Raw genomic sequence first — 22312 nt, forward strand, 5'->3', positions numbered from 1 at the left:
TATGCTCTGCAACCCCATCTATCGATTGCGGGCCTCTTGTTCGGCATGGTCACGGCAACCCGCGCGCGTTAAAATGGTCCCTCGGTCGGCAGGACGTCGATGGCCAGGGCGTGAACCCGGCCTTTGAGGTCGGCATCGAGCACTTCATTGATCGCGCGGTGTTGCGCAACGCGGCTCATCCCGTCAAAATGACGGGTCGCGATTCTGACACGAAAATGGGTTTCACCACCCTCCCGCCATCCGGCATGACCGAAATGTTTGTTCGATTCGTCGATCACATCAAGGAATACGGGGGCAAATTTGTCGGTAAGCTTGGCGGTCAGGGTGTCTTTGACGCTCATGGCGGCGGGCCTTCCATCTGGTGTGGCACTTAACTAGGCGAGAATGAAACTGTCGTCCAAGATCTTTGATTCCATTCGCATCAAGCCTCGCAAGGAAGAAAAGCCTGCGCAGGTTGAGGACGTCTGTGACTGGGAAGGCTGCGTAAAGCCCGGTGAATACAAGGCGCCAAAGGGCGCAAAAGGCGCGGGGCAGTACCACCACTTCTGCCTCGAGCACGTTCGTCACTATAACACCTCGTTCAATTTCTTTGCCGACATGGACAAGGATGAACTCGAGGAAGCGCTGCATACGCCCCCCAAGGCCGAGGCGCGCTCAAGCTTTGCCACCGGCAATCCGGGCGTGCGCACCTCGCGTGCGGCGCGCACCGCTGCCTCCAGCCTGCGTCCCGGCGACAAGTATGGCGACCCGTTTGGCGTGTTCGCCAAGTACCGCCATCGCCAGGCCCAGACCCCGGCTGCCGAGCGCATCAAGCCGCTGCATGAGCCGGATCGCCGGGCGCTTGAAACGCTCGGTCTGGTCGGGCCCACCAAGTCCGATGACATCAAGAGCGCCTACAAGACGCTGGTCAAAATCCACCACCCCGACGCCAATGGCGGTGACAAATCATCGGAAGACCGCCTGCGCGCCATCATCGCAGCCTACTCCCACCTCAAGAAGGCGGGGTTTGTCGCGAAGTAGCGGTTCCTCACCTCTCCCTTTGGGGGAGAGGTCGACCCGAAGGGGCGGGTGAGGGGGCTTTCCCACTCACTGCATCCAGAAAAGGCCCCCTCACCCGTCGGCGGAGCCGCCGACCTATCCCCCGAGGGAGAGGTGAAGCGGAGGCTACCGCCACCGTCACAATGCTGCTATAGAGCCCGCGACTTTTCTGCCCTCCTGCCGCTAATTTTCCGCCAAGAGCTTTGCCATGACTGAGTACGCCAATCTGCCTGACACCGAATATTCGGCTCGGGAGCTGTTCGGCATCGACACCGATATGAAGGTGATGGGCTACAAAGAAGCCAACAGCCACGTGCCACCGATCGATCCGGATTACCTGTTCGACCGCAACACGACCCTGGCGATTCTGGCCGGCTTTCAGTACAACCGCCGCGTCATGGTGCAGGGCTATCACGGCACCGGCAAGTCGACGCATATCGAGCAGGTTGCGGCGCGCCTCAACTGGCCGCTGGTCCGCGTGAACCTCGACAGCCATGTGTCGCGTATCGATCTCGTCGGCAAGGACGCGATCGTGCTCAAGGACGGCAAGCAGATCACCGAATTCCGCGATGGCATCCTGCCATGGGCCGTGCAGAACAACGTCGCGCTGGTGTTTGACGAATATGACGCCGGTCGTCCAGACGTGATGTTCGTGATCCAGCGCGTGCTTGAAGTGGCGGGTCGGCTGACCTTGCTCGACCAGAACCGCGTGATCGTGCCCCATCCGGCGTTCCGGCTGTTCTCGACCACCAATACCATTGGTCTGGGCGATACGTCGGGCCTCTATCACGGCACCCAGCAGATCAACCAGGGTCAGATGGACCGCTGGAGCCTGGTCACGACGCTGAACTACCTGCCACACGACAAGGAAGTCGGCATCGTTCTGGCCAAGAACAAAGCCTATGGCGCCGACGAGAAGGGCAAGAAGCTCGTCTCCAACATGGTGCGTCTGGCTGACCTCACCCGTCAGGCTTTCATCAATGGCGATCTGTCGACCGTCATGAGCCCGCGTGCTGTCATCACCTGGGCCGAAAACACCCAGATTTTCGGTGGCGATATCGGCTTTGCCTTCCGGCTGACGTTTCTGAACAAATGCGACGAACTCGAGCGCCCCGTGGTTGCCGAATTCTACCAGCGCGTGTTCGGCGAAGATCTGCCTGAATCGTCGGCCAATCTGGCTGTATCGGTTTAAGTTAAAGGCCCCCTCACCCGGCCCTTCGGGCCGACCTCTCCCCCAAGGGAGAGGTGCAGGGGGTTCGGCGTTTCTCACCTCTCCCTTGGGGGAGAGGTCGCCGCGTAGCGGCGGGTGAGGGGGCCTTCCCCCAACCGACGAGCATCCAGATGGCACAACCACCGCGCAGCAAAGCCAATAAGCCAGACCAGACCCAGCTGTTCAAATCAGCCATGGGTGCGACGGTGCGCGCCATTGGTGGCAAGGCCGATCTTGAAGTGACCTTTACGGCTGATCGGCCGCTTTTGACCTCGGACAAGGCGCGTCTGGCCAATCTGCCGCGCCTGCCCACCAAGCGCGATATTGCCATTGCCCGCGGGCAGGGCGACGCCATGGCCATGCGTCTGGCCAGCCACGATCCCGATACCCACCGCAAGCGCTCGCCGATGGACCCCATCGCCCGCGCCGCGTTCGACGCGCTCGAACAGGCCCGTGTCGAGGCTCTGGGCTGCGTGCGCATGCCCGGCATGGTCGGCAATATCAGCGAAATGCTGGAAGACCGGCTGTTCCGCGCCAATTTTGCCGAGATCGACGACAAGGGCGATGCGCCGATCGCCGAGGCCCTTGGCCTGCTGTTGCGTGAAAAGCTCGCTGGCGTGCCGGTGCCACCATCGGGCCACGCGCTGGTTGATCTGTGGCGCAAGGAAATCGAAGACAAGGGCGGCAAGTCGCTCGATGATCTTCTGACCCGCTACGAAAATCAGGACGAGTTCAGCAAGGCCGCCAAGGCGCTGCTGCGCGATCTCAACCTTGTGCCCGAAAGCGAACTGGAAGACCCTGACGCGTCGGACGATGAGACCGACGAAAATCAGGAACCCGATCAGGGCGAAGCCTCCGACCAGTCGCCCGAACAGGGCGAGGGCGAGAACGACAGCGAGGATTCCGATCAGGACGAGCAGGCCGGCGAATCGGAAGAAACCGGCGATGTCGACGGCATTGAGTCCGACATGGCCGATACCGACGAGGACGCTGCGGCCGAAGCTGGCGAAGACGCACCCATGCCCCCACCGGGTAAGGATGGCGGCACCCAGCTCTCCAATCAGTTCAACTACAAGGTGTTCACCACCAAGTTCGACGAGATCGTCAAGGCGGCCGAACTCTGCCCGCCCGACGAGCTCGATCAGCTCCGTGCTCTGCTCGACAAGCAGTTGGAAAACCTGGCCGGCGCCGTGGCGCGGCTGGCCAACAAGCTGCAGCGTCGTTTGATGGCGAAGCAAAACCGCTCTTGGCAGTTCGATCTCGAAGAAGGCCTGCTCGATACGGCGCGTCTGACGCGTGTCGTCACCGACCCGATGCAGGCTCTGTCCTTCAAGGTCGAAAACGACACCGATTTCCGCGACACAGTCGTCACCTTGCTGATCGACAATTCCGGCTCGATGCGCGGCCGCCCGATCACCATTGCGGCGATCTGCGGCGACATTCTTGCGCGCACGCTGGAGCGTTGCGGCGTCAAGGTCGAGATCCTGGGTTTCACCACCCGCGCCTGGAAGGGGGGCAAGAGCCGCGAAGCCTGGCTCGAAGCGGGCCGTCCGGCCAATCCGGGCCGCGTCAACGATGTGCGCCACATCATCTACAAGGCTGCCGACGAGCCATGGCGTCATGCCCGCCGCAACCTCGGCCTGATGATGCGCGAAGGTCTGCTCAAGGAAAACATCGACGGCGAAGCGCTCGAATGGGCCCGTCGACGCCTGATGGCCCGTCCTGAAGCGCGCCGTATCCTCATGGTGATTTCCGATGGGGCGCCGGTCGATGACTCGACCCAGTCGGTCAATGCCGGCAATTATCTCGAAGCCCATCTCCGTCAGGTGATCGAGGACATCGAAACCCGCTCGCCCATCCAGCTGGTGGCGGTGGGCATTGGCCATGACGTGACGCGTTATTATCGCCGCGCCGTCACCCTGCTCGATGCCGAAGAACTGGCCGGAGCGCTGACCGACGAGCTGGCCTCGTTGTTTGACGAAGAAATGCCGGCTCAAGCACGGCGGCGGGGACGGGGATGACCCGGCTTCTCGCCGCAATCGCTGCGGCCTTGCTGGTGGGCGTCTCCGCCGCCAGCGCGGTCGAAGCGACGGTGAGTGCCACCCCAATCACCCGGTTCAAGGATAGCGACATCGACCAGAAGGTCGACAAGCTGATCTTTCGTGGCGGCATCGCCATGACCAGCCCCGATGACACTTTTGGAGGCCTCTCGGGCCTGACAGTCACCGGCCCCGACCAGCATGTCACCTTCGTCTCAGACCGGGGCAATTTCGTTGTCGGGCAACTGGCCTATGACGATGATGATCGCCTGTTCGGCTTTATCGGGGTGCGCATCGAGGCCATGCGCAATTCCAAGGGCGATGTGCTGCCCCGCCAATATGCCAAGGACGCCGAAAGCGTCGATACGGTCTATCGTGATGGCGTTCCCGTCGCCGTCCGCGTCGGCTTCGAGCACCTGACCCGCGTCGCCGACTTTGCGATCACCGATGGCATGCCCGGCGGTCCGGCGCGGGAAGTTGCCATCCCGCAATGGCTGACCGATCTGCGCACCAATGAATCACTGGAATCGGTCTGCATCGCACCGCCCGCTTCACCGGTTGCCGGCTCGACCCTGCTGCTGACCGAGGAATATCTCGACGAGGCCGGCAATCATCGCGGCTATCTGCTCGGCCAGAACGACAAGGGCCCGATCACCTATTTCAATAGCCCGGTGGTCAATCCCACCGAATGTGCCTTCCTGCCCAATGGCGATCTGCTGGTGTTGGAGCGCGGCATTTCCATGCTGAGCTTCGTGATGAACCTCCGCCGGGTTCCTGCCGCCGACGTGCGGCCGGGCAATCTGATGGTGGGCGAATTGCTGTTATCGGCCACCGGCGGCTCGATCGACAATATGGAAGCCATGACAGTCCACACTGCACCCAATGGCGAAATGCGGATTTTGATCGGCTCGGACAACAATTTCAACGATTGGCAGCGCAGCCTGCTGCTGGAATTTGCACTGCCGGAATAGGGGATACCCCCACCCAGCCCCCCCCTGATAGGGGGAGGAGCCCATCCGGCGTTTGCCAACAATCCAGCCCCAACCACCGCACAGATTCCTCCCCCTATCAGGGGGAGGCGAGGTGGGGGTATCCCAACAAAGAATCCTAAAGCCGTCCGGCCCCAAGCGCCGGCAGCGGCCTGATCCGCCCCATCAGCAGCCGATAGGGCGCCAGCAACAGCAGCGCCGCCAGGAACTTGACCATGAAGTCGCCAGAGGCCAGCGAGGTCCAGAGCGGCACTTCGGGCCCAACGCCCAGCCATGGCGCGGGGAAGCCCAGCGAGCCATCCTCCAGCCCGAAGAAATAGTCGACGCCGACCAGCGCGGGGGCGAAGGCCACCGAAAAGAAGATCGCGGTATCGATCATCGAACCAAACAGCGATGCAGCCAGCGGCGGCACAAACCAGGCCTTGGCGGCGCGCAGGCGCGAGAAGATCGAGATATCGAGCAACTGCCCAACGAGGAATGCTGCCGCCGAGGCCAGCGCGATGCGCTGGGTGGTCGCGGCGCCGCCCTCGGTGTTCCAGGGCAGCGGATTGGCGCTGAGATAGAAGGACAGCGCCAGACCCACCAGAAAGCCAACCAGCACCACCAGCCGCGCATTGCGCGGGCCGTCATAGCGGTTGGTGAGATCCGAGATCAGGAAGGCAAAGGGGAAGGTGAAGGCCCCCCAGGTCAGCAGGTCAGCCAGATTGACCGAGCCGATATGGGCCTGCAGTGGATAGAGAACCAGAATATTGGACGCGGCAACGACCACGACCATGGCGGCCACGGCCGCAATGAAACGAGCTAGCATCAGAATGCACCTCTGTTGGGCGCGATCCAGCAAAAGACCGGTGCGCCGTGTTTTGATCGGGGCAGGGGCGACCCTAACCACCAGACGTCACCCTCGGGCCAGACCCGAGGGCACTTTACTTGTTGTGCCACGCCCTCGTGGTTCGAGGGTCGCTGCGCTCCCGCCTCACCATGAGGTCTACTGGGAGCACATTTCTATCTGGAGCCCTTATGGTGAGGTGCGAGTTCTTACGAGCCTCGAACCACGAGGGCGTGCCCACCATGGTCCCCCCAAAAACAAAAACCGCGCGGACTTTTCGGCCCACGCGGCTAATTCTAGATCGGAAGGTTTCGCTTAGGCAGCAGCGAGGGCGGCGCGAATTTCCTTCTTGATGCCGGCAGCAAGTGGCGACAGCGTGTCGTCGCTCTGCTTGAGCAGGAATGCATCGAGGCCACCGCGGTGCTCGACCGAGCGCAGTGCTGCAGCAGAAATGCGCAGCTTGACCGAGCGGTTCAGAGCGTCCGAGATCAGCGTAACGTTCAGCAGGTTCGGGAGGAACCGGCGACGGGTGCGGTTGAGAGCGTGAGAAACGTTGTTCCCGGTCATTACGCCCTTACCAGTCAATTCGCAGCGACGTGCCATTTTCGATATCCTATTTGTGTAAAGGTCCTGCGTGGCAGAGAATTCCGCGACGGGCCTCGATTGTTATGAAATCTGGGGCGTCTTTAGAGAAAACGGGTGCTGCCGTCAAGGCAAAGCGGGCTCAAACGGCCGCGAGCGCCTTGCATGGGCCATAAGCCGCAGGCAATTTCAGACCAATAGCTGATTCGCGCCCCTCACCGCAGAGAGCCAAGCCTTGATCAAGTTTCGACTCATTCCCGTAGCCGCCCTGGCGGTGTTCCTGAGCCATCCGGCCAGCGCCGCCGAGGTGGACGCTACGGCTAAGTATGTCGTGACGCTGGGCGGCATCAATATCGCCAATATCAGCGTCGACCTCGACGACAATGGCAGCCGCTACGATCTGAACCTCTCGGCCAATGTGGCAGGGCTCGGAACGCTGGTTGCCAGCGGCACGGCCAAGGCCAGCTCATCCGGCCGCTCGGCCGGGCAGACGCTGGTGGCCGACACGTTCAATCTGCAGACCCGCGCCAATGGCGAGCTGTTTACCGTCGATGTCAGCTTTGCCGGGCGCGATGTGTCCTCGTTCAAGGTCGATCCGCCGATCATCGACAATTACGACCGCGTGCCGCTCGAGCGCCGCCACCTGACCGGCGTTGGCGATTTCCTCTCGGCCTTCGTGCTCAAGGGCACCGGGCTCGACAAGAGCCTCTGCCAGAAGCAGTCCAATATCTTTACCGGCGTCGAGCGCTTCAACATCGCCATGACCTATGCCGGCGAAGACAATGCCACCTCGCCTCGCACCGGCTATCAGGGGCCGGTCGTGCTGTGCACGGTCGACTACAATCCTGTCTCGGGGCACTTCACCAGCTCGGACATCACCAATTACCTGGCTGACAGCAACCGCATCATCATCTGGTATGCGCCGCTCGGCGACAGCGGCTACTTCATCCCCTATCGCGTGCTGCTGGGCACCAATATGGGCGATCTGTCGATGGTTCTGACCGGCCTGCGTAACTAGAGGCTCCGTCCCGGTTCGGGACGGTCAACGGGTTTATCCTCAATTTTGCCGCGCCATAGAGGCGCAAAGCGGGCCGGCAGTCGTTAACGACTGACCGGCCTTTGCTTTTTTGCGGCGCAACGGCTCGTTGAGGTTCGGCCAAAACGGCCCGAAATTTACCCTTTGTTCACCAAGGTAAAGCGATTTGGGCCCAATTGCTGGGCGTTGAGGCATCAGGCGATTGCACTAGTGGGTCGAGAGGTTCGAGCCACCACAGCTAGCCGTGAACAAACCCGCATTTGGCCCGTTCGCCCGATTCTGTCCCTGTTCGTTCTCGGTTTGGTCTGGGCGTTAACGGGCGAGGGATTGGAACGGAAAATTGTGTTGTTCCTGGACAGTGTTGGGTGGGGTATCCCACTACAAAGTCTGCAACCGCCCGATCACCCCATCCCGAACGGTAATCGCCTGCCGCAACACCGCCGGGCTGCCCGGGAAGGTCCCCGACACCTCAAACGTCACCACCGTCCGCTCGCCAACCGTCTCGGCGCCCTGCACTTTATATCGCGGCTGATAGCGCTGCTGCACACTGGCCAGCCATTCCCCGATCGCCCCCGCGCCGGTATGGACCTTGCCCTCGTCCTCAACCACGGCATCGTTCGCGAACAGATCGAGTGTCGTGCTGTGGCCCTCGGCGGCAAAATAGGCTTCGAGCGGAATGGGCAGGGCGGTGTTTTCTTGGCCGGGCATGATCGATCTTTCGTTGATTGATCGCCGATCCTTACCCCGCCTCATGCCGGATGCTGTCAGTAGCCGCGCTGTCCCAGTTCAGGACGGTCAATGCACAGCATCCTCAATTTTGCGATTTTTGCCCCAGCGTGGCTGCGCCTTCTGTCATGAACCCGACAAAAATCTTTGGCAAACAGGCGCTTACCTTTTGGTAACGAGTGGCTGATTCCAGCCAAAATTTATCTTTTGGTCATGCATCTGAACGGTTTTTCGAGTTTTCGCGGGTGAGGGGGCCGTGACTGCAGCTCACTTGTGCCCACGGCGACCGTCGCCCACCACCCCTAGCCGTGAACAAAGCGCGATTTTACCCATCGCGTCGATTCGGTGCTGCTTCGTTCATGGCTTGTTCGCAGCATTAACCATGCTAGAAAATGGGTCGCGAACATTGTCCTTTCTTGGGACAAGTTTTCCAGCCTCTCGCAACTGAGCCCCCGACCTCCTACATTGGCCGCAATGAATTTCGCGCCCCCCCAAACGGTCAAGGCAATCCTTGGCCCCACCAATACCGGCAAGACCTACTTTGCCATCGAGCGCATGCTGGCCCATCCCACCGGGATGATCGGCCTGCCTTTGCGCTTGCTGGCCCGCGAGGTCTATCAGCGCTGTGTCGAGCGGGTGGGCGAGGGGGCCGTGGCTTTGGTCACCGGCGAGGAGCGCATCATTCCGGCCAAGCCGCGTTTCTGGGTGTGCACCGTCGAAGCCATGCCGATGGATATTCGCGTTGATTGCATCGCCATCGACGAAATCCAGACCGCCACCGATTTCGACCGTGGCCATGTGTTCACCGACCGCGTCCTGCATGCCCGCGGCATGCATGAAACCCTGCTGCTGGGCGCCGCCACCATGGCGCCGATCATTCGGCGGCTGCTGCCCGATGCCGACATCGTCGATCGGCCGCGCTTTTCCCAGCTCACCTATTCGGGCTCAAAGAAAATCTCCCGCCAGCCGGCCCGCTCGGCCATCGTCGCTTTTTCGGCCCGCCAGGTTTACGCCATTGCCGAACTGATCCGCCGCGAGCGGGGTGGGGCGGCCGTGGTCATGGGCGCGCTATCGCCCCGCACCCGCAATGCGCAGGTCGAGCTTTACCAAAATGGCGATGTCGATTTTCTGGTGGCGACAGATGCCATCGGCATGGGGCTCAACCTTGATATCCACCACGTCGCCTTTGCCGATGACAGCAAGTTCGATGGCCATACCAGCCGTCCGCTGACCCCCGCCGAACTCGGCCAGATCGCCGGGCGCGCCGGTCGCCACGCGCGAAATGGCACCTTTGGGGTCACCGGCGGCACAGAGGGATTCGATGAGGAAATGGTCGTTGCGCTCGAAACGCACGACTTCGACCCCATCAAAGTGCTGCAATGGCGCAACAATCAGCTGGATTTCTCATCTATCGCTGCTTTGCAGCATAGCCTTGAAAAATCACCCGAGCATCGCAGCCTCACCAGGGTCCCCGTCGCCAAGGACCAGCATGCCCTCGAATTTGTCTCGCGCAATGAAGCGGGCAAGCTGGCACGCGGCCTTGATGGGGCCAGATTGCTCTGGGAATGCTGCCAAATCCCGGATTATCAGGGAATTTCGCCGGCCAATCACGGCGAAATCGTCACGCGGATTTACTCGGACTTAGTCAAAAAGGGTAAGGTCAACGCTGATTGGATTGCCGAGCAGGTGCGCTTTTGCGACAATGCGAGCGGCGATATCGACACTTTGAGCAACCGGATCAAGCAGATCCGAACATGGACCTTTGTCGCTAACCGCAAAAACTGGCTTGCAGACCCTTCACATTGGCGCGAAAAGACCCGAGACATTGAAGACCGCTTGAGCGATGCGCTACACGAGCGCCTTACCCAGCGGTTTGTCGACCGGCGCACCAGCGTGCTGCTTCGTCACCTGAAAGACAAACGTATGGCATCTCCCGAGATCAATGAGCGTGGCGAAGTGCGGCTGGAAGGCCATCTCATCGGCACGCTTGAAGGCTTCCGTTTCACAATCGCCCGCAATGACGGCGACGCTGACATCAAGGGGCTGCGTGCAGCCGCCGAACATGTCGTGGCCCCCGAAATCCATAACCGCGCCGACAGGCTTGCGGGCGCGCCGAACGAAGAGTTCGTGCTGGCCACCGATGGCCGGCTGCGTTGGAAGGGCGATATCGTCGCTGAGCTGATCGAGGGTGATGCGCTGTATCGCCCACGCATCCTGATGCTGGCCGATGAAACGCTGACCGGCACCGATCTCGAGCGCGTGCAGGATCGCCTCAGCCTCTGGCTGCGCCATCACATCAATACCGTGCTCGAAGGCGTCATGGCGCTTGAAGCGCCGACCGATCTCGAAGGCACCGCCCGCGGCATCGGCTACCAGCTTTATGAAAATCTGGGCCTGCTGCCCCGCAGCGCCATCGCCGACGAGGTCAAGAACCTTGATCAGGACGTGCGTGGCAAGCTGCGCAAGCTCGGCGTCAAGTTCGGCGCCTACCACGTCTATCTGCCGCTCTCGCTCAAGCCTGCGCCGCGCGAACTGGCTCTGATCCTGTTTGCCCTGCAGAATGGCGGCGTGCGCCAGCCGGGCGTCACCGATATCCCGCATATCGTTCTGTCGGGCCGCACCTCGTTTGTGGTCGATCCAGAAGTCGATACGCGCCTCTATGAGGTTGCGGGTTTCAAGGTTGCCGGCAAGCGCGCCGTGCGCGTCGATATCCTTGAGCGTCTGGCCGACATCATCCGTCCGCTGATCGCGCTTGATGCCGGTCGTCCCTATGCCGGCGAACTGCCGGTTGGCGCTGCCGAAGGCAATGGCTTCCGCGTGACTGTCGAAATGACCTCGCTGCTGGGTTGCTCGGGCGAAGATTTCGCCTCGATCCTCAATTCGCTTGGTTATCGCGTTAAACGCACGCCAAAGGTTGCCGCTCCTGCCGTGGCCGCCGAGGCAACTGCCGAAGCACCGGCACTCGAGGAAGTTCTGGCTGAAAATCCAGCCAGCACTGACGCTGTCGATGAAGCCCCGGTCGAAGCCGTCACCGCTGACGTTGCGCCGGCCATCGAAGCCGAGATTCCGGCAACCACGATTGTCGAAGCAACGCCCGATACGGCCGAGGCTGCGCCTGCTGCCGCTGCCGAACCAGAGTTTGACGAAGTGTGGTCGCCTGCCGGCAAGCGTCCGGACAACAAGCGCCACGACAGCCGTCGTCGTCCTGAAGGCGAAGTTCAGGCCAAGCGCCCCGAGCGCAACCAGCGCCCACAGGCGCCGCGTCGTCCCGAAGGCGAAGTGCAGGACCTTTCCAAGGCCCAGCATCTGCGTCCCAAGGCCGACAATCGCAACCGCCCCGACAACCGACGTCCTGCCGACCAGCAGGGCGAGCGCGCCAAGTTCGAGCGGCCACGCGAAGAGCGCAAGGAAAAGGCTTTCGATCCCGATAGCCCATTCGCCAAGCTGATGGCGCTCAAGGCGCCCAAGGGGCAGTAAGCGATTGGCAGGAACTCTCGAACCGGTCCGCAAAGAGCGGCTCGACAAGTTCCTGTTTTTCGCGCGGGCCATCAAGTCCCGCACCCTGGCGCAGAAATTCATCGAAAGCGGCGCAGTTCGCGTCAACTCCGAACGCACAGACCGCTCCGACCTCAAGGTCGGGGCGGGCGATGTGCTGACGATGAGCCTGCACAACCGCATCACGGTCTGGCGGATCCTGGACTGCGGCACCCGCCGCGGCCCCGCCCCCGAAGCCCAGGCTCTCTACGAGGACCTCTCCCCACCGGCCCTGCCCAAATCCGAACAATCCCCCTACGAAGCCGCCATCGCGCCACGCGGAGATGGCGCCGGCCGTCCAACGAAGAAAGAACGCCGCGACACGGATAAACTCCGCGGCGGGGACGAGTAGGGGCGGCCTACCACCCCAATTCAAACAACCACCACGCTGCCCTCGGGCTCGACCCGAGGGCCACTCGCCATAGCACACAACTCTTCGTTTTGGACGCGAGTGCGCCTTACACAATGCACCATGCCCGCTGATAGTGGCCCCCGGGTCGAGCCCGAGGGCAGCGCCGGATGCTGGGAACTGCATAGGGAGCTATCCAAAGCACCCAAAGTCTCTCGCGACTGCACTGAAACGTTTAGATCAACCCGCTTGGCCCCCCACCGCGCTGCCCTCGGGCTTGACCCGAGGGCCACCCTCAACTTTCACTGCGCCATGGCTTGGGTCTACATCATGGCAAATAGGCGCTTTGGCACGACCTATGTCGGTGCCACCAACGATCTCATGCGCCGGGTGTGGGAGCACAAGAACGACGTTGTTCCGAGCTTCACCCGAACCCACCAGTGCCACCTGCTCGTTTATTTCGAGGAGCACCAGTCGATCTATGACGCCATGCAGCGCGAGCACAACATCAAGCACTGGGTCCGTGCCTGGAAGGACGCGCTGATAGAGGCCGACAACCCCGAATGGAGCGATCTCTTTTACGGCATCGCGCCCGGCTGAGAATGGCCCTCGGGTCAAGCCCGAGGGCAGCGGTGGAGTTTGTGGTTTGCCTCTGCGCTCCGCCACCGCCTTTCAAAATACCCACCGCGCTGTCCTCGGGCTTGACCCGAGGACCTGTTTCAAGCTGCACAGCGTGTTTGGTCGGGAGGCGGTGTTGGCGTGGTACGATCAGCACCCCCCGCCTCAAACCTTGCAGCCTGCCGAAAAACGGTTTAGCACCGGACCGTTGAGACACTGCCGGACTGCCCACCTAGATGACCTATATCGTCACAGACAATTGCATCGCCTGTAAGTACACTGACTGCGTGGAAGTGTGTCCGGTGGACTGTTTCTACGAAGGCGAGAACATGCTGGTGATTCATCCGGACGAGTGTATCGACTGTGGTGTGTGCGAGCCTGAATGCCCGGCTGAGGCGATCAAGCCGGATACCGAGTCGGGGCTCGATGAGTGGTTGGCGCTCAATACCAAGTATGCCTCCATGTGGCCCAATTTGACCGAGCGGCGTGATCCGCTGCCCGAGGCCAAGGAAAAAGACGGCGAAGATGGCAAGCTGGCCAAGTACTTCTCCGCCGAAGCCGGCGAAGGCGACTGAGTGCTGTCTCTCTGCCCCTGATGGTTGCCAAACCCGTTGTCGGCGACTGTGGATAGGCTGTGGAGAGAGTTCGGAACGGATAAAACTATGGTTATGCCCCATTCCTGTCAGGTTTGGGGACGTGCTAGCGCGTCTTGATTCGTAGTTTTTGATTTTGCTGAAAATTTGTGCTATGGTCCGGCCATATGCAGTTCAGCTCGTCACCCAGCCCGTGCCGCAAGGCACAATTTTTTTGACAAAATCGCTAGTTGAGTTGGTCTCCGGGAAGCGGACCCGGAGGTCATGATGCTTGTTCTGCGCGCTGCGTCCCGTTCGGACGCATGTAACGAGTAGGAATGGACGGTCTTTCCCGCAAGGAACTGTCCATTTAGGGCGTCAACAAGGAGTTCCATGAATATGGTAGCCAAGAAGGTACAGACACGGCTTGGGTTCAAGACTGGCGAGTACGTTGTCTATCCGGCGCATGGCGTCGGTGTGATCGTCTCGATCGAGGAACAAGAAGTCGCCGGACTGACCCTTGAGTTGTTCGTCATCAGCTTCGAACAGGACAAGCTGACCCTGCGCGTGCCTGTCGCCAAGGTCAAGTCTGTTGGCATGCGCAAGCTTGCCGAAGAAGATCTGGTGACCCAGGCCCTGACCACCGTGACCGGCCGTGCCCGCGTCAAGCGCACCATGTGGTCGCGTCGCGCCCAGGAATACGAAGCAAAGATCAATTCCGGCGATCTGATCGCCATCTCCGAAGTCGTGCGCGATCTGTATCGCTCCGAAGAGCAGCCAGAGCAGTCCTATTCGGAACGCCAGCTGTTCGAGCAGGCGATGGACCGCATGAGCCGCGAAATCGGTGCCGTTAACAAGCTGACGCTGACCGAAGCCGTTCAGCTCATCGAGAAGAACCTGGCCAAGTCGCCAAAGCGCACCAAGGCAGATGCTGCCGAAAGCGACGAGGAAGCTGCCGCCTAAGGCGACCGGTTTTTCAAGAGAATCGAAGAGGGCTGGTGGCAACACCGGCCCTTTTTGTTGTCACGCGATGGCGTGCTCGATGCTAACAATGTGTTAGCCAATTTGATGGGGATGTGAAGATGAAACTCAGCGCCAGAAACCAGATCAAGGGCACCGTGGTCGAAGTCATCAAGGGCGCCACCACCAGCCATGTCCGCATCGATATCGGCGGCGGCAATGTCGTCACGGCCTCGATCACCAATGCTGCGGTGGATGAACTTGGACTGGTGGCGGGCAAGCCGGCCTATGCCGTGATCAAGGCCTCCGACGTGATGGTCGGCGTCGATTAATCTGAGACCTCATGGTGAGCCCGTCGAACCACGAGGTTGGGCACCCCGATCCCGCCACGCCCTCGTCCTTCGACAGGCTCAGGATGAGGGCTGCTGCGGGATGAGGCCTACTTTGGGTTGTTGTCAGTCAGACCCAAAACATCACCCAACCGCGTCGTCGCACTGCCCGGTTTCAGCGGCTTTTGCTGGCTTTCATGCGGCACCCAGCCCGATAGCCAGATAATCTCGAGCGTCGCGCGCACCCGCCCGTCCGGGTCAGCATCGCGCTCGGCATAGGCCTCAGCCGCCGCCGCCAGCAGCGCCCGCGTTGCCGGTTTTTTTGACCGATCCACCAGCGGGTTAGCCGCCCCGAAATCCTTGAGCTCCTGCATCAGTGCGAACGGATTGGGATAGCGCACCACGTGCGTTTCCACATCCGCCACCGGCAGCGCCAGCCCGGCCCGCTGCAACAGTGCCCCGCCATCGCGCACCTGGATCATTGGCGCCACCCGCGCCGATGCGCCGCCAAACACCAGCGCGTCAGCCGCCAGAAATGCCTCGCGCAATTCGGTCAGTGTTTCTCCGCCCAAGGCGGCAATCATCAACAGTCCGTCTGGCGCCAGCCGCGCCCGCAGCCGCGCCAGATAGCCAGGCACGTCATTGACCACTTGCAGATGCAGAATCGAGACAATGAGGTTGAAATTATCCCCCTCATTGCCCGGTATGCCATCATCGCGGGCAAAGGCAGCATGGCGCTCAAAGGAAATTTGCGCGCTGGCGCTGCGCAAAGTCTGCGGCAGCAGGTCCATATCGGGGCCAATGATCATGGCGCGGGGGAAATCGCGGATCAGCGCGCCGAGGCGATCTTCGAGATCGGCCAGGACCAGCTCGGTGACGAAGTCGCCCTTGGCGGGTCGCCGCGCCAGATGGGCGGTGACGAGGGCGGTATCGAAGATGGCGGGTGGCTGGCTCATATCGGTCTTGCGGCCATTGGGCGGTGTGGCAGTATAGCGCCTTATGGAGAGCGGCGAGGGGCTTGTCAAAACCGGGGCGTGGCGGCGGCGGCTGGGGGCGGGTATGCGCCAGCTTGGCGGCGCGCTGCTCGATCTGGCTTATCCCCCGGTATGCCTCAACTGCGACGCGCCGACGGCATCGCCTAACACCTTGTGTTCGCAGTGCTTTCGCGCCATGCGGCCAATCACGGCGCCACTTTGTCCCCGGCTTGGCATCCCGTTCGATGCGTCGCTCGGGCCGGATGCTCTTTCGGCCGAAGCGCTCGCCGATCCGCCGCCGTTCAACCGGGCGCGGGCTGCCGTAATCTATAATGAAGTGGCTCGCACGCTGGTGTCGCGCCTCAAATATGGTGACCGACCCGAGCTGGCCCAGTTCTGCGCGCGACTGATGGCCGGGGCAGGGCACGAGCTCTGGGCGGGCGACCCCGTGCTGGTGCCGGTGCCGCTGCACCCGACGCGGCAGCGCGAGCGGCGCTACAATCAATCTGCCGAACTCGCCCATGCCCTTGGTCGTCTCACCGGCCTCCAGGTCGACACAGCGCTGGTGCAACGCATCCGCAAGACGCGCCAGCAGGTGGGTCTCAGCGGGGATGGACGACAGCGGAACGTTGCCGGTGCCTTTGCCGTTCACCCCACAATGCTGGTGCGGCTCAAGGGCCGCCGGGTGGTGCTGATAGACGATGTCTATACCACCGGCGCCACGATCAAGGCGGTGACGCGCACACTGCTCAAGGGCGGTGCCGAGATTGTCGACGTCGTGACCTTCGCCCGCGTTGTCATTGGCGCTGACTTGCCCATATAAGAGACGAACACATTGGCTCCGCTGGAGAAATCTGATGGCAAGAATCGAAATCTACACGACCCCGACCTGCCCCTATTGCCACGCCGCCAAGGCGCTGCTGGCCGACAAGGGCGCCGACTATACCGAGATCACCGTGCTTGATCCTGACCTGCGCGAAAAGATGACCGAGCGCGCCAATGGCCGCCGCACCGTGCCGCAAATCTTCATCGGCGAGACCCATGTCGGCGGCTATGACGATATGGCCGCGCTCGACCGTCAGGGCGAACTCGACGCGCTGCTGGCCGGCTAATAGGCTACTGAAATATCGAAGTAGACCTCATGGTGAGCCTGTCGAACCACGAGGTCGTGGCCTCCATCCCAAAGGGCAATCCATTGAAAATCGCTGCTATCCAGATGCGCTCGGGGCTTGATCCTGATGCCAATATCGCCGCGCTCGAGCCCATGCTGGCCGAGGCGGTTGCGGCAGGCGCCAGCTATGTGCTGACACCTGAGGTAACGGTGATTTTTCCCGAGAACCGGGACCAGCTGGCCAGCGTTGCCGCGCCGTTCGAGGATCATCCGCAGCTGCGCCGCATTGGCGAACTGGCCAGGCACTACGGCATCCACATCCATATCGGCTCGCTCGCTGTGCCGCTGCCTGATGGACGCTTTGCCAATCGCTCGGTGCTGTTCGGGCCAGACGGCGCGATCGCGGCCACCTATGACAAGATCCACCTGTTCGACGCGACCATCGAAGGTCTCAACGCCTATCGCGAGAGCGCGACCTATGCCGGTGGCGAACAGGCGGTGACGGCCTCTGTCGGCGATTTCACGCTCGGCATGTCGATCTGCTACGACATGCGGTTCCCCAAGCTCTACAACGCCTTGGCCAATGCCGGCGCAACGCTGATTGCCGTCCCTGCCGCCTTCACCGTGCCGACGGGGCAGGCGCATTGGCACGTGCTGCTGCGCGCCCGCGCCATCGAAACCGGCTCTTATGTGATTGCGGCAGCGCAGGGCGGCCAGCATCCCAATGGCCGCGCCACCTACGGCCATTCGATCATCATCGACCCATGGGGCCGCGTCGTCGCCGAGCTGGGGCATGACGAGCCGGGTGTGCTGGTGGCAGAGATTTCTCCTGAACTGGTCACCGACGCGCGCGGCCGTATCCCCGCTCTTGCCAATGCGCGAAACTTTGCCTTGCCGGGGGCGTTGCAGGTCTAGGCTATCGGCCTATATCTAGAGGGCAATTGCCGCTCTCTTTGAGACAGTTATTCCGTGATCCAGTATTCGCTCCACTGCTCCAAAGGCCACCAGTACGACGCCTGGTTCAAGAACGCTGCGGCGTTCGACGAACAGCAGGCGCGCGGTATTGTGACCTGTGCGGTGTGTGGCGATGCAGATGTCGGTAAGGCGCTCATGGCACCCGCCGTGGCCCGGACCGACGGTGAAAGACTTTCCCTCAGCTCCTCCAGCCCTGACGCCATCAAGTTCCGAGAAATGCTGCGCGCCTATCGCCAGAAGGTAACCAGCGAAGCCGACTATGTCGGCGAACGCTTCGCTGAAGAAGCCCGCAAGATCCATTTCGATGAAGCCGAAGCCCGCGGCATCTATGGCCAGGCAACGCGCGACGAAGTTTCCGCGTTACTGGATGACGGCATCGAATTCCTGCCGCTGCCGGACGTTCCCGAAGAGCACAATTAACGCGGCTCCTCAAAGCCTATCAGACCTCATGGTGAGCCTGTCGAACCACGAGGTCGTGCCCCCCATCCGAGCGTCACTTTCGGCGCGACCAAACGGAGACATCACGATGACCACTCTCGATGCAGCCCTTTCGGGCACATTCGCCATTGGCGGCGACCTTGAGATCAACCGCCTGGGCTTTGGCGCCATGCGCATTACCGGTCCGGGTATCTGGGGCCCGCCTGACAATCCCGAAGAAGCCAAGGCCACCCTGCGTCGCCTGCCAGAGCTCAACGTCAACTTCGTCGATACCGCCGAAAGCTATGGTCCCTATGTCAGCGAAGACCTGATCGGCGAGGTGCTGGCGCCCTATTCCAAGGGCACCATCGTCGCCACCAAAAGCGGTCTGACGCGCACCGGTCCCGATGAATGGCACCAGCTGGCCCGCCCGGAATTCCTGCGCCAGGGCGCGATCCAGAGTCTGCGCCGCCTCAAGCTTGAGGTGATCGATCTGTGGCAGCTGCACCGTATCGAAACCCAGACGCCGCGCGCCGACCAGTTCGGCGCCATCGCCCAGATGCAAAAGGATGGCTTGATCCGTCATGTCGGGCTCAGCGAAGTCAGCGTCGACGACATCAAGGAAGCCAGCAAGTACTTCAAGGTGACGACGGTTCAGAACATGTACAACCTCGTCAGCCGCAAGGCCGAGGACGTGCTGAACTATTGCGAAGCCAATGGCATCGGCTTCATTCCGTGGCGCCCGATCGATGGCGGCAATCTCGCGGCAACCAGCGCTGAATTCCGCGCCATCGCTGACAAGCACAATGCCTCGCCAAGCCAGTTGGCGCTGGCCTGGATGCTCAAGCGCTCGCCCGTCATGCTGCCCATTCCCGGCACCGGCAAGGTCAAGCACCTCGAAGACAACGTCGCCGCTGCAGCCATCAAGCTGAGCGATGACGACTTCGCCACCCTCGACCGCGTCGGCAAGAAGGGCTGATCGCCGAACTGAACTGACCATATCGGGGCCGGCAGCGAACACGCTGTCGGCCTCTGCCGTTTCTTATCCCCGCGCCAGGTGCGCAGCGACCAAAGATCGTCGCTTGGGCAGGTCATCAATGTGGGGGAGGTTTAGGTCGGTCCGATGGGGAGGGTGGAATCCCCGCCATCGAACCTGACCAGTCAGCAGCCTTGGCAGACCGCTGGTGGCTGAGGGCCGTTTAACATGAAGTTTTGGCGGAAGCGATAGGCAAAGGTGCGGCTAGTTCGCTTGAAATGGCACTATCTGCTTTTTTGCCCCGTGAATGTGCTGGTGCCAGGCCTTGCGCGCTGCGAGCACGACTTCGCGGTCAAACGCCTGCCGCAGATTGTGCCGCCAGCGCGGCAACAGGAGTGCCATTTCGGTGCGCTGGCGGTCGGCGCGCACCGATTCCAGATCGCTGCTGTGCCGCACTTCGGTGCTCACCGTATTGTCGTATTGCACGACGAGCGCCGGATAGGACTGGCGAATGATCAGGTCCCTGGCTAGCCGGGTGAACGGCATGAACATGGCGCGGTCGGTCAGGTCGAGCAGCACTTCCTCGCCCTCGATCAGACGCTTGGCGGCCTTGCGATTGACGATATAGCCGGCAGATCCGCTCATCGGGCCGTAATAGCGGTGGAAGTTGAGCCCGCCGCTGGCTTGCTCTGGCTTTGGGTCCAGCCGCATCGGGCGCATGTCGGTTTCGATGCGCAGCAGATCGATCGGCGGCGCGCTTTGCTTCAGCTCGGCAAGAAACGCTGGCAGGCTGGTCGACAGCAGGGCGTCGTCTTCCAGAATCAGCGCGTGTTCGTCCGCCGTTTCCAAAAACCTCTGCAGCGTCAGGCGGTGGCTGAGGCTGCAGGATAGTTCAGGCGGTGTTTGCCAATGGGACGCCGTCTGGTCGCAATATTTCGCGATCAGGGCGGGGTTGATGGTTTGAGGTGTCACAGCTTCGACGCGTTCGGCGGTGAGGCCGAGCGTTTGCAACTGCTCTTCCATGGCCAGGCGCCGGTCAGGGCGGCTGGCCATATTGATGTAGTAAATGCGCAATTGCGGTTTAGCCGGTCAGTTCCAGAGCTTGTCGATGGCCTGCGTATCGCGCACGGCGCCGCGGGCGGCCGAGGTCGCAAACGCCGCATAGGCCTTGAGCGACGTGGTCACGTTGCGCTTGCGCGGATGCGCGGGCTTCCAGCCGAGCGCGTCCTGATCGTGGCGGCGCTGGACGAGTTCGTCATCGGTCACCAGAAGGGTGATCGTGCGGTTGGGGATGTCGATCTCGATGGTGTCGCCTTCACGCACCAGCCCAATGGTACCGCCTTCGGCCGCTTCCGGCGAAACGTGGCCGATGGAGAGGCCCGAGGTGCCGCCGGAGAACCGACCGTCGGTCAGCAGCGCGCAGGCTTTGCCGAGGCCCTTGGATTTCAGGTAGCTCGTTGGGTAGAGCATTTCCTGCATGCCGGGGCCGCCGCGTGGGCCTTCATAGCGGATGACGAGCACGTCGCCTTCCTTGATCTGGTTGGCCAGGATCGCCTTGACGGTATCGTCCTGGCTCTCGAACACGCGGGCCTTGCCGGTGAACTTGAGGATCGATTCATCGACGCCTGCGGTTTTGACGATGCAGCCGTCGATGGCGATATTGCCCTTGAGCACGGCGAGGCCGCCATCCTTGGAGAATGGGGATTCAGCAGAGCGGATGACGCCGTTCTGGCGGTCGAGATCGAGTTCGGTCCAGCGATTTGACTGCGAGAAGGCCTGCGTTGTGCGCACGCCACCGGGGGCGGCGAGATAGAAATTCCGCACGGCTTCGGAATTGGTGCGGGAAATGTCCCACTTGTCGATGGCATCGCCCATGGTGGCGGCGTGAACTGTAGGTTCGCTGCGGTTTATGAGACCGGCGCGATCAAGCTGACCGAGAATGGCGAAAATGCCACCGGCGCGGTGCACGTCTTCCATATGTACGTCGCTCTTGGCCGGCGCGACTTTGGACAGCACGGGAACCTTGAGGCTCAGTTTGTCGATGTCGTCCATGGTGAAGTCCACACCGCCTTCATAGGCTGCGGCCAGAATATGCAGCACGGTATTGGTCGAGCCGCCCATCGAAATATCGAGCGCCATGGCGTTTTCAAACGCGGCCTTAGTGGCGATCGAGCGTGGCAGCACGGACGCGTCGTCCTGCTCGTACCAGCGCTTGGTGATGTCGACGATCAGATGACCGGCTTCCTGGAACAGGCGCTTGCGATCGGAGTGTGTCGCCAGCGTCGAGCCATTGCCGGGCAGGCTGAGGCCAAGCGCTTCGGTGAGGCAATTCATCGAATTGGCGGTGAACATGCCCGAGCACGAGCCACAGGTGGGGCAGGCGGCTTCTTCGACGGCCTGCACTTCTTCGTCGGTATAGCTGTCGTCGGCGGCCATCACCATGGCGTCGACCAGGTCGAGCGCCTGCAGCTTGCCCTTGACCATGGCCTTGCCGGCTTCCATCGGACCGCCGGAGACGAAGATCACCGGAATGTTGATGCGCATGGCAGCGTTCAGCATGCCGGGGGTGATCTTGTCGCAATTGGAAATGCAGACCATGGCGTCGGCGCAATGCGCGTTGACCATGTATTCCACCGAGTCGGCGATCAGGTCGCGGCTGGGCAGCGAATAGAGCATGCCGTCATGGCCCATGGCGATGCCGTCATCGACCGCGATGGTGTTGAATTCCTTGGCGACGCCGCCAGCCGCTTCGATCTCGCGGGCCACGAGCTGGCCAAGGTCCTTGAGGTGAACGTGGCCGGGCACGAACTGGGTGAACGAGTTGACGACTGCAATAATCGGCTTGCCGAAATCGCCGTCCTTCATGCCCGTTGCGCGCCACAAACCGCGCGCGCCGGCCATGTTGCGACCGTGGGTGGTGGTACGTGAACGATATGCAGGCATGGCAAGGTCCTCGAAATTCGGTGCGCCAATTGGTTGAGCGCTGTTGATCTTCTTTAGACCTATTCCAGAGCGCGATCAATGCAAAACAGTACCGTACCGTACGGTACG

At 61.6% G+C, this 22312-nt stretch carries 23 protein-coding genes; 16 read left to right on the forward strand and 7 right to left on the reverse strand.

Translation table 11 applies throughout. From position 1 onward, the window contains the following. Nucleotides 1-68 precede the first annotated feature (68 nt). Entirely contained in the window at nucleotides 69-341 is a 273-nt protein-coding gene (locus ABIE28_RS20880; RefSeq protein ID WP_354066325.1) for a BolA family protein, read from the reverse strand. Between the two features lie 43 nt (nucleotides 342-384). Between ABIE28_RS20880 and ABIE28_RS20885 the strand changes: the two genes are divergently transcribed. From ABIE28_RS20885 to ABIE28_RS20900, 4 genes are all read left to right on the forward strand, one after another. After that, nucleotides 385-1020, forward strand: a complete 636-nt coding sequence (locus ABIE28_RS20885; RefSeq protein WP_354066326.1) for a J domain-containing protein — start codon at nucleotides 385-387, stop codon at nucleotides 1018-1020. 226 nt (nucleotides 1021-1246) lie between these two features. Further along, nucleotides 1247-2230, forward strand: coding sequence for a cobaltochelatase subunit CobS (gene cobS, locus ABIE28_RS20890; RefSeq protein ID WP_354066327.1), 984 nt, complete (start codon nucleotides 1247-1249; stop codon nucleotides 2228-2230). 149 nt (nucleotides 2231-2379) lie between these two features. Continuing rightward, complete coding sequence (gene cobT / locus ABIE28_RS20895) at nucleotides 2380-4269, forward strand: cobaltochelatase subunit CobT (protein ID WP_354066328.1); 1890 nt, start codon at nucleotides 2380-2382, stop codon at nucleotides 4267-4269. Then, a complete protein-coding gene (locus ABIE28_RS20900; RefSeq protein WP_354066329.1) occupies nucleotides 4266-5258 on the forward strand; it encodes an esterase-like activity of phytase family protein in 993 nt (330 codons plus the stop codon). Before cobT ends, ABIE28_RS20900 begins: the two co-directional genes overlap by 4 nt. A gap of 136 nt (nucleotides 5259-5394) precedes the next feature. On the opposite strand, the gene ABIE28_RS20905 is transcribed toward ABIE28_RS20900, so the two are convergent. Beyond that, entirely contained in the window at nucleotides 5395-6084 is a 690-nt protein-coding gene (locus tag ABIE28_RS20905) for a queuosine precursor transporter (RefSeq protein ID WP_354066330.1), read from the reverse strand. Between the two features lie 333 nt (nucleotides 6085-6417). After that, a complete protein-coding gene (gene rpmB / locus ABIE28_RS20910) occupies nucleotides 6418-6705 on the reverse strand; it encodes a 50S ribosomal protein L28 (RefSeq protein ID WP_354066331.1) in 288 nt (95 codons plus the stop codon). Between the two features lie 214 nt (nucleotides 6706-6919). Between rpmB and ABIE28_RS20915 the strand changes: the two genes are divergently transcribed. Beyond that, entirely contained in the window at nucleotides 6920-7702 is a 783-nt protein-coding gene (locus tag ABIE28_RS20915) for a DUF3108 domain-containing protein (RefSeq protein WP_354066332.1), read from the forward strand. A 396-nt stretch (nucleotides 7703-8098) separates the two neighbouring features. Here the strand turns inward: ABIE28_RS20915 and ABIE28_RS20920 are convergent, their stop codons facing one another. After that, on the reverse strand, nucleotides 8099-8428 hold the full coding sequence (locus ABIE28_RS20920; protein ID WP_354066333.1) for a nuclear transport factor 2 family protein: 330 nt from the start codon (nucleotides 8426-8428) through the stop codon (nucleotides 8099-8101). A gap of 492 nt (nucleotides 8429-8920) precedes the next feature. On the opposite strand from ABIE28_RS20920, the gene ABIE28_RS20925 reads away from it, so the two are divergent. The 6 genes from ABIE28_RS20925 (at nucleotide 8921) to ABIE28_RS20950 (ending at nucleotide 14811) form a co-directional block, all read left to right on the forward strand. Then, nucleotides 8921-11923, forward strand: coding sequence for a helicase-related protein (locus ABIE28_RS20925; protein ID WP_354066334.1), 3003 nt, complete (start codon nucleotides 8921-8923; stop codon nucleotides 11921-11923). Nucleotides 11924-11927: 4 nt separating this feature from the next. Then, complete coding sequence (locus ABIE28_RS20930; protein ID WP_354066335.1) at nucleotides 11928-12332, forward strand: RNA-binding S4 domain-containing protein; 405 nt, start codon at nucleotides 11928-11930, stop codon at nucleotides 12330-12332. A 309-nt stretch (nucleotides 12333-12641) separates the two neighbouring features. Next, nucleotides 12642-12929 carry a GIY-YIG nuclease family protein gene (locus tag ABIE28_RS20935; RefSeq protein ID WP_354066336.1) on the forward strand — a complete coding sequence of 96 codons (288 nt, stop codon included), beginning with the start codon at nucleotides 12642-12644 and terminating at the stop codon, nucleotides 12927-12929. 254 nt (nucleotides 12930-13183) lie between these two features. After that, nucleotides 13184-13522, forward strand: coding sequence for a ferredoxin FdxA (fdxA, locus tag ABIE28_RS20940; RefSeq protein ID WP_354066337.1), 339 nt, complete (start codon nucleotides 13184-13186; stop codon nucleotides 13520-13522). A 390-nt stretch (nucleotides 13523-13912) separates the two neighbouring features. After that, the gene (locus ABIE28_RS20945) at nucleotides 13913-14482 is read left to right on the forward strand and encodes a CarD family transcriptional regulator (RefSeq protein ID WP_502913418.1); all 570 of its coding nucleotides are present in this window, start codon (nucleotides 13913-13915) and stop codon (nucleotides 14480-14482) included. 119 nt (nucleotides 14483-14601) lie between these two features. Next, on the forward strand, nucleotides 14602-14811 hold the full coding sequence (locus ABIE28_RS20950; RefSeq protein WP_354066339.1) for a TOBE domain-containing protein: 210 nt from the start codon (nucleotides 14602-14604) through the stop codon (nucleotides 14809-14811). Between the two features lie 107 nt (nucleotides 14812-14918). On the opposite strand, the gene ABIE28_RS20955 is transcribed toward ABIE28_RS20950, so the two are convergent. Then, nucleotides 14919-15764 (reverse strand): class I SAM-dependent methyltransferase, encoded by an 846-nt coding sequence (locus ABIE28_RS20955; RefSeq protein WP_354066340.1) that lies wholly within the window; start codon nucleotides 15762-15764, stop codon nucleotides 14919-14921. Nucleotides 15765-15867: 103 nt separating this feature from the next. Between ABIE28_RS20955 and ABIE28_RS20960 the strand changes: the two genes are divergently transcribed. The 5 genes from ABIE28_RS20960 to ABIE28_RS20980 all read left to right on the forward strand — a co-directional run bounded on the left by ABIE28_RS20960 (nucleotide 15868) and on the right by ABIE28_RS20980 (nucleotide 19264). Continuing rightward, nucleotides 15868-16605: a ComF family protein gene (locus ABIE28_RS20960; protein WP_354066341.1), complete on the forward strand. Its 738-nt coding sequence runs from the start codon at nucleotides 15868-15870 to the stop codon at nucleotides 16603-16605. Between the two features lie 34 nt (nucleotides 16606-16639). Continuing rightward, nucleotides 16640-16894, forward strand: coding sequence for a glutaredoxin 3 (gene grxC / locus ABIE28_RS20965; RefSeq protein WP_354066342.1), 255 nt, complete (start codon nucleotides 16640-16642; stop codon nucleotides 16892-16894). A 29-nt stretch (nucleotides 16895-16923) separates the two neighbouring features. Continuing rightward, entirely contained in the window at nucleotides 16924-17808 is an 885-nt protein-coding gene (locus ABIE28_RS20970) for a carbon-nitrogen hydrolase family protein (RefSeq protein ID WP_354066343.1), read from the forward strand. 54 nt (nucleotides 17809-17862) lie between these two features. Next, a complete protein-coding gene (locus ABIE28_RS20975; RefSeq protein WP_354066344.1) occupies nucleotides 17863-18288 on the forward strand; it encodes a DUF1178 family protein in 426 nt (141 codons plus the stop codon). Nucleotides 18289-18394: 106 nt separating this feature from the next. Next, a complete protein-coding gene (locus ABIE28_RS20980) occupies nucleotides 18395-19264 on the forward strand; it encodes an aldo/keto reductase (protein ID WP_354066345.1) in 870 nt (289 codons plus the stop codon). Nucleotides 19265-19525: 261 nt separating this feature from the next. On the opposite strand, the gene ABIE28_RS20985 is transcribed toward ABIE28_RS20980, so the two are convergent. Both ABIE28_RS20985 and ilvD read right to left on the reverse strand, forming a co-directional pair. Continuing rightward, entirely contained in the window at nucleotides 19526-20335 is an 810-nt protein-coding gene (locus tag ABIE28_RS20985) for a glycosyltransferase family 25 protein (protein ID WP_354066346.1), read from the reverse strand. Nucleotides 20336-20350: 15 nt separating this feature from the next. Then, a complete protein-coding gene (gene ilvD, locus ABIE28_RS20990) occupies nucleotides 20351-22204 on the reverse strand; it encodes a dihydroxy-acid dehydratase (RefSeq protein WP_354066347.1) in 1854 nt (617 codons plus the stop codon). Nucleotides 22205-22312: the final 108 nt, after the last annotated feature.

The sequence above is a fragment of the Devosia sp. 2618 genome (assembly GCF_040546815.1).
Classification (GTDB): domain Bacteria; phylum Pseudomonadota; class Alphaproteobacteria; order Rhizobiales; family Devosiaceae; genus Devosia.

What these genes read in the sequence shown, in the direction of transcription:
- ABIE28_RS20905 (WP_354066330.1), bottom strand. Translation starts at nt 6,084, where the DNA reads ATGCTAGCTCGTTTCATTGCGGCCGTGGCCGCCATGGTCGTGGTCGTT.
- cobS (WP_354066327.1), top strand. Translation starts at nt 1,247, where the DNA reads ATGACTGAGTACGCCAATCTGCCTGACACCGAATATTCGGCTCGGGAG.
- cobT (WP_354066328.1), top strand. Translation starts at nt 2,380, where the DNA reads ATGGCACAACCACCGCGCAGCAAAGCCAATAAGCCAGACCAGACCCAG.
- ABIE28_RS20920 (WP_354066333.1), bottom strand. Translation starts at nt 8,428, where the DNA reads ATGCCCGGCCAAGAAAACACCGCCCTGCCCATTCCGCTCGAAGCCTAT.
- ABIE28_RS20880 (WP_354066325.1), bottom strand. Translation starts at nt 341, where the DNA reads ATGAGCGTCAAAGACACCCTGACCGCCAAGCTTACCGACAAATTTGCC.
- ABIE28_RS20960 (WP_354066341.1), top strand. Translation starts at nt 15,868, where the DNA reads ATGCGCCAGCTTGGCGGCGCGCTGCTCGATCTGGCTTATCCCCCGGTA.
- rpmB (WP_354066331.1), bottom strand. Translation starts at nt 6,705, where the DNA reads ATGGCACGTCGCTGCGAATTGACTGGTAAGGGCGTAATGACCGGGAAC.
- ABIE28_RS20970 (WP_354066343.1), top strand. Translation starts at nt 16,924, where the DNA reads ATGGTGAGCCTGTCGAACCACGAGGTCGTGGCCTCCATCCCAAAGGGC.
- ABIE28_RS20955 (WP_354066340.1), bottom strand. Translation starts at nt 15,764, where the DNA reads ATGAGCCAGCCACCCGCCATCTTCGATACCGCCCTCGTCACCGCCCAT.
- ABIE28_RS20925 (WP_354066334.1), top strand. Translation starts at nt 8,921, where the DNA reads ATGAATTTCGCGCCCCCCCAAACGGTCAAGGCAATCCTTGGCCCCACC.
- ABIE28_RS20935 (WP_354066336.1), top strand. Translation starts at nt 12,642, where the DNA reads ATGGCTTGGGTCTACATCATGGCAAATAGGCGCTTTGGCACGACCTAT.
- grxC (WP_354066342.1), top strand. Translation starts at nt 16,640, where the DNA reads ATGGCAAGAATCGAAATCTACACGACCCCGACCTGCCCCTATTGCCAC.
- fdxA (WP_354066337.1), top strand. Translation starts at nt 13,184, where the DNA reads ATGACCTATATCGTCACAGACAATTGCATCGCCTGTAAGTACACTGAC.
- ilvD (WP_354066347.1), bottom strand. Translation starts at nt 22,204, where the DNA reads ATGCCTGCATATCGTTCACGTACCACCACCCACGGTCGCAACATGGCC.
- ABIE28_RS20885 (WP_354066326.1), top strand. Translation starts at nt 385, where the DNA reads ATGAAACTGTCGTCCAAGATCTTTGATTCCATTCGCATCAAGCCTCGC.
- ABIE28_RS20900 (WP_354066329.1), top strand. Translation starts at nt 4,266, where the DNA reads ATGACCCGGCTTCTCGCCGCAATCGCTGCGGCCTTGCTGGTGGGCGTC.
- ABIE28_RS20945 (WP_502913418.1), top strand. Translation starts at nt 13,913, where the DNA reads ATGAATATGGTAGCCAAGAAGGTACAGACACGGCTTGGGTTCAAGACT.
- ABIE28_RS20980 (WP_354066345.1), top strand. Translation starts at nt 18,395, where the DNA reads ATGACCACTCTCGATGCAGCCCTTTCGGGCACATTCGCCATTGGCGGC.
- ABIE28_RS20950 (WP_354066339.1), top strand. Translation starts at nt 14,602, where the DNA reads ATGAAACTCAGCGCCAGAAACCAGATCAAGGGCACCGTGGTCGAAGTC.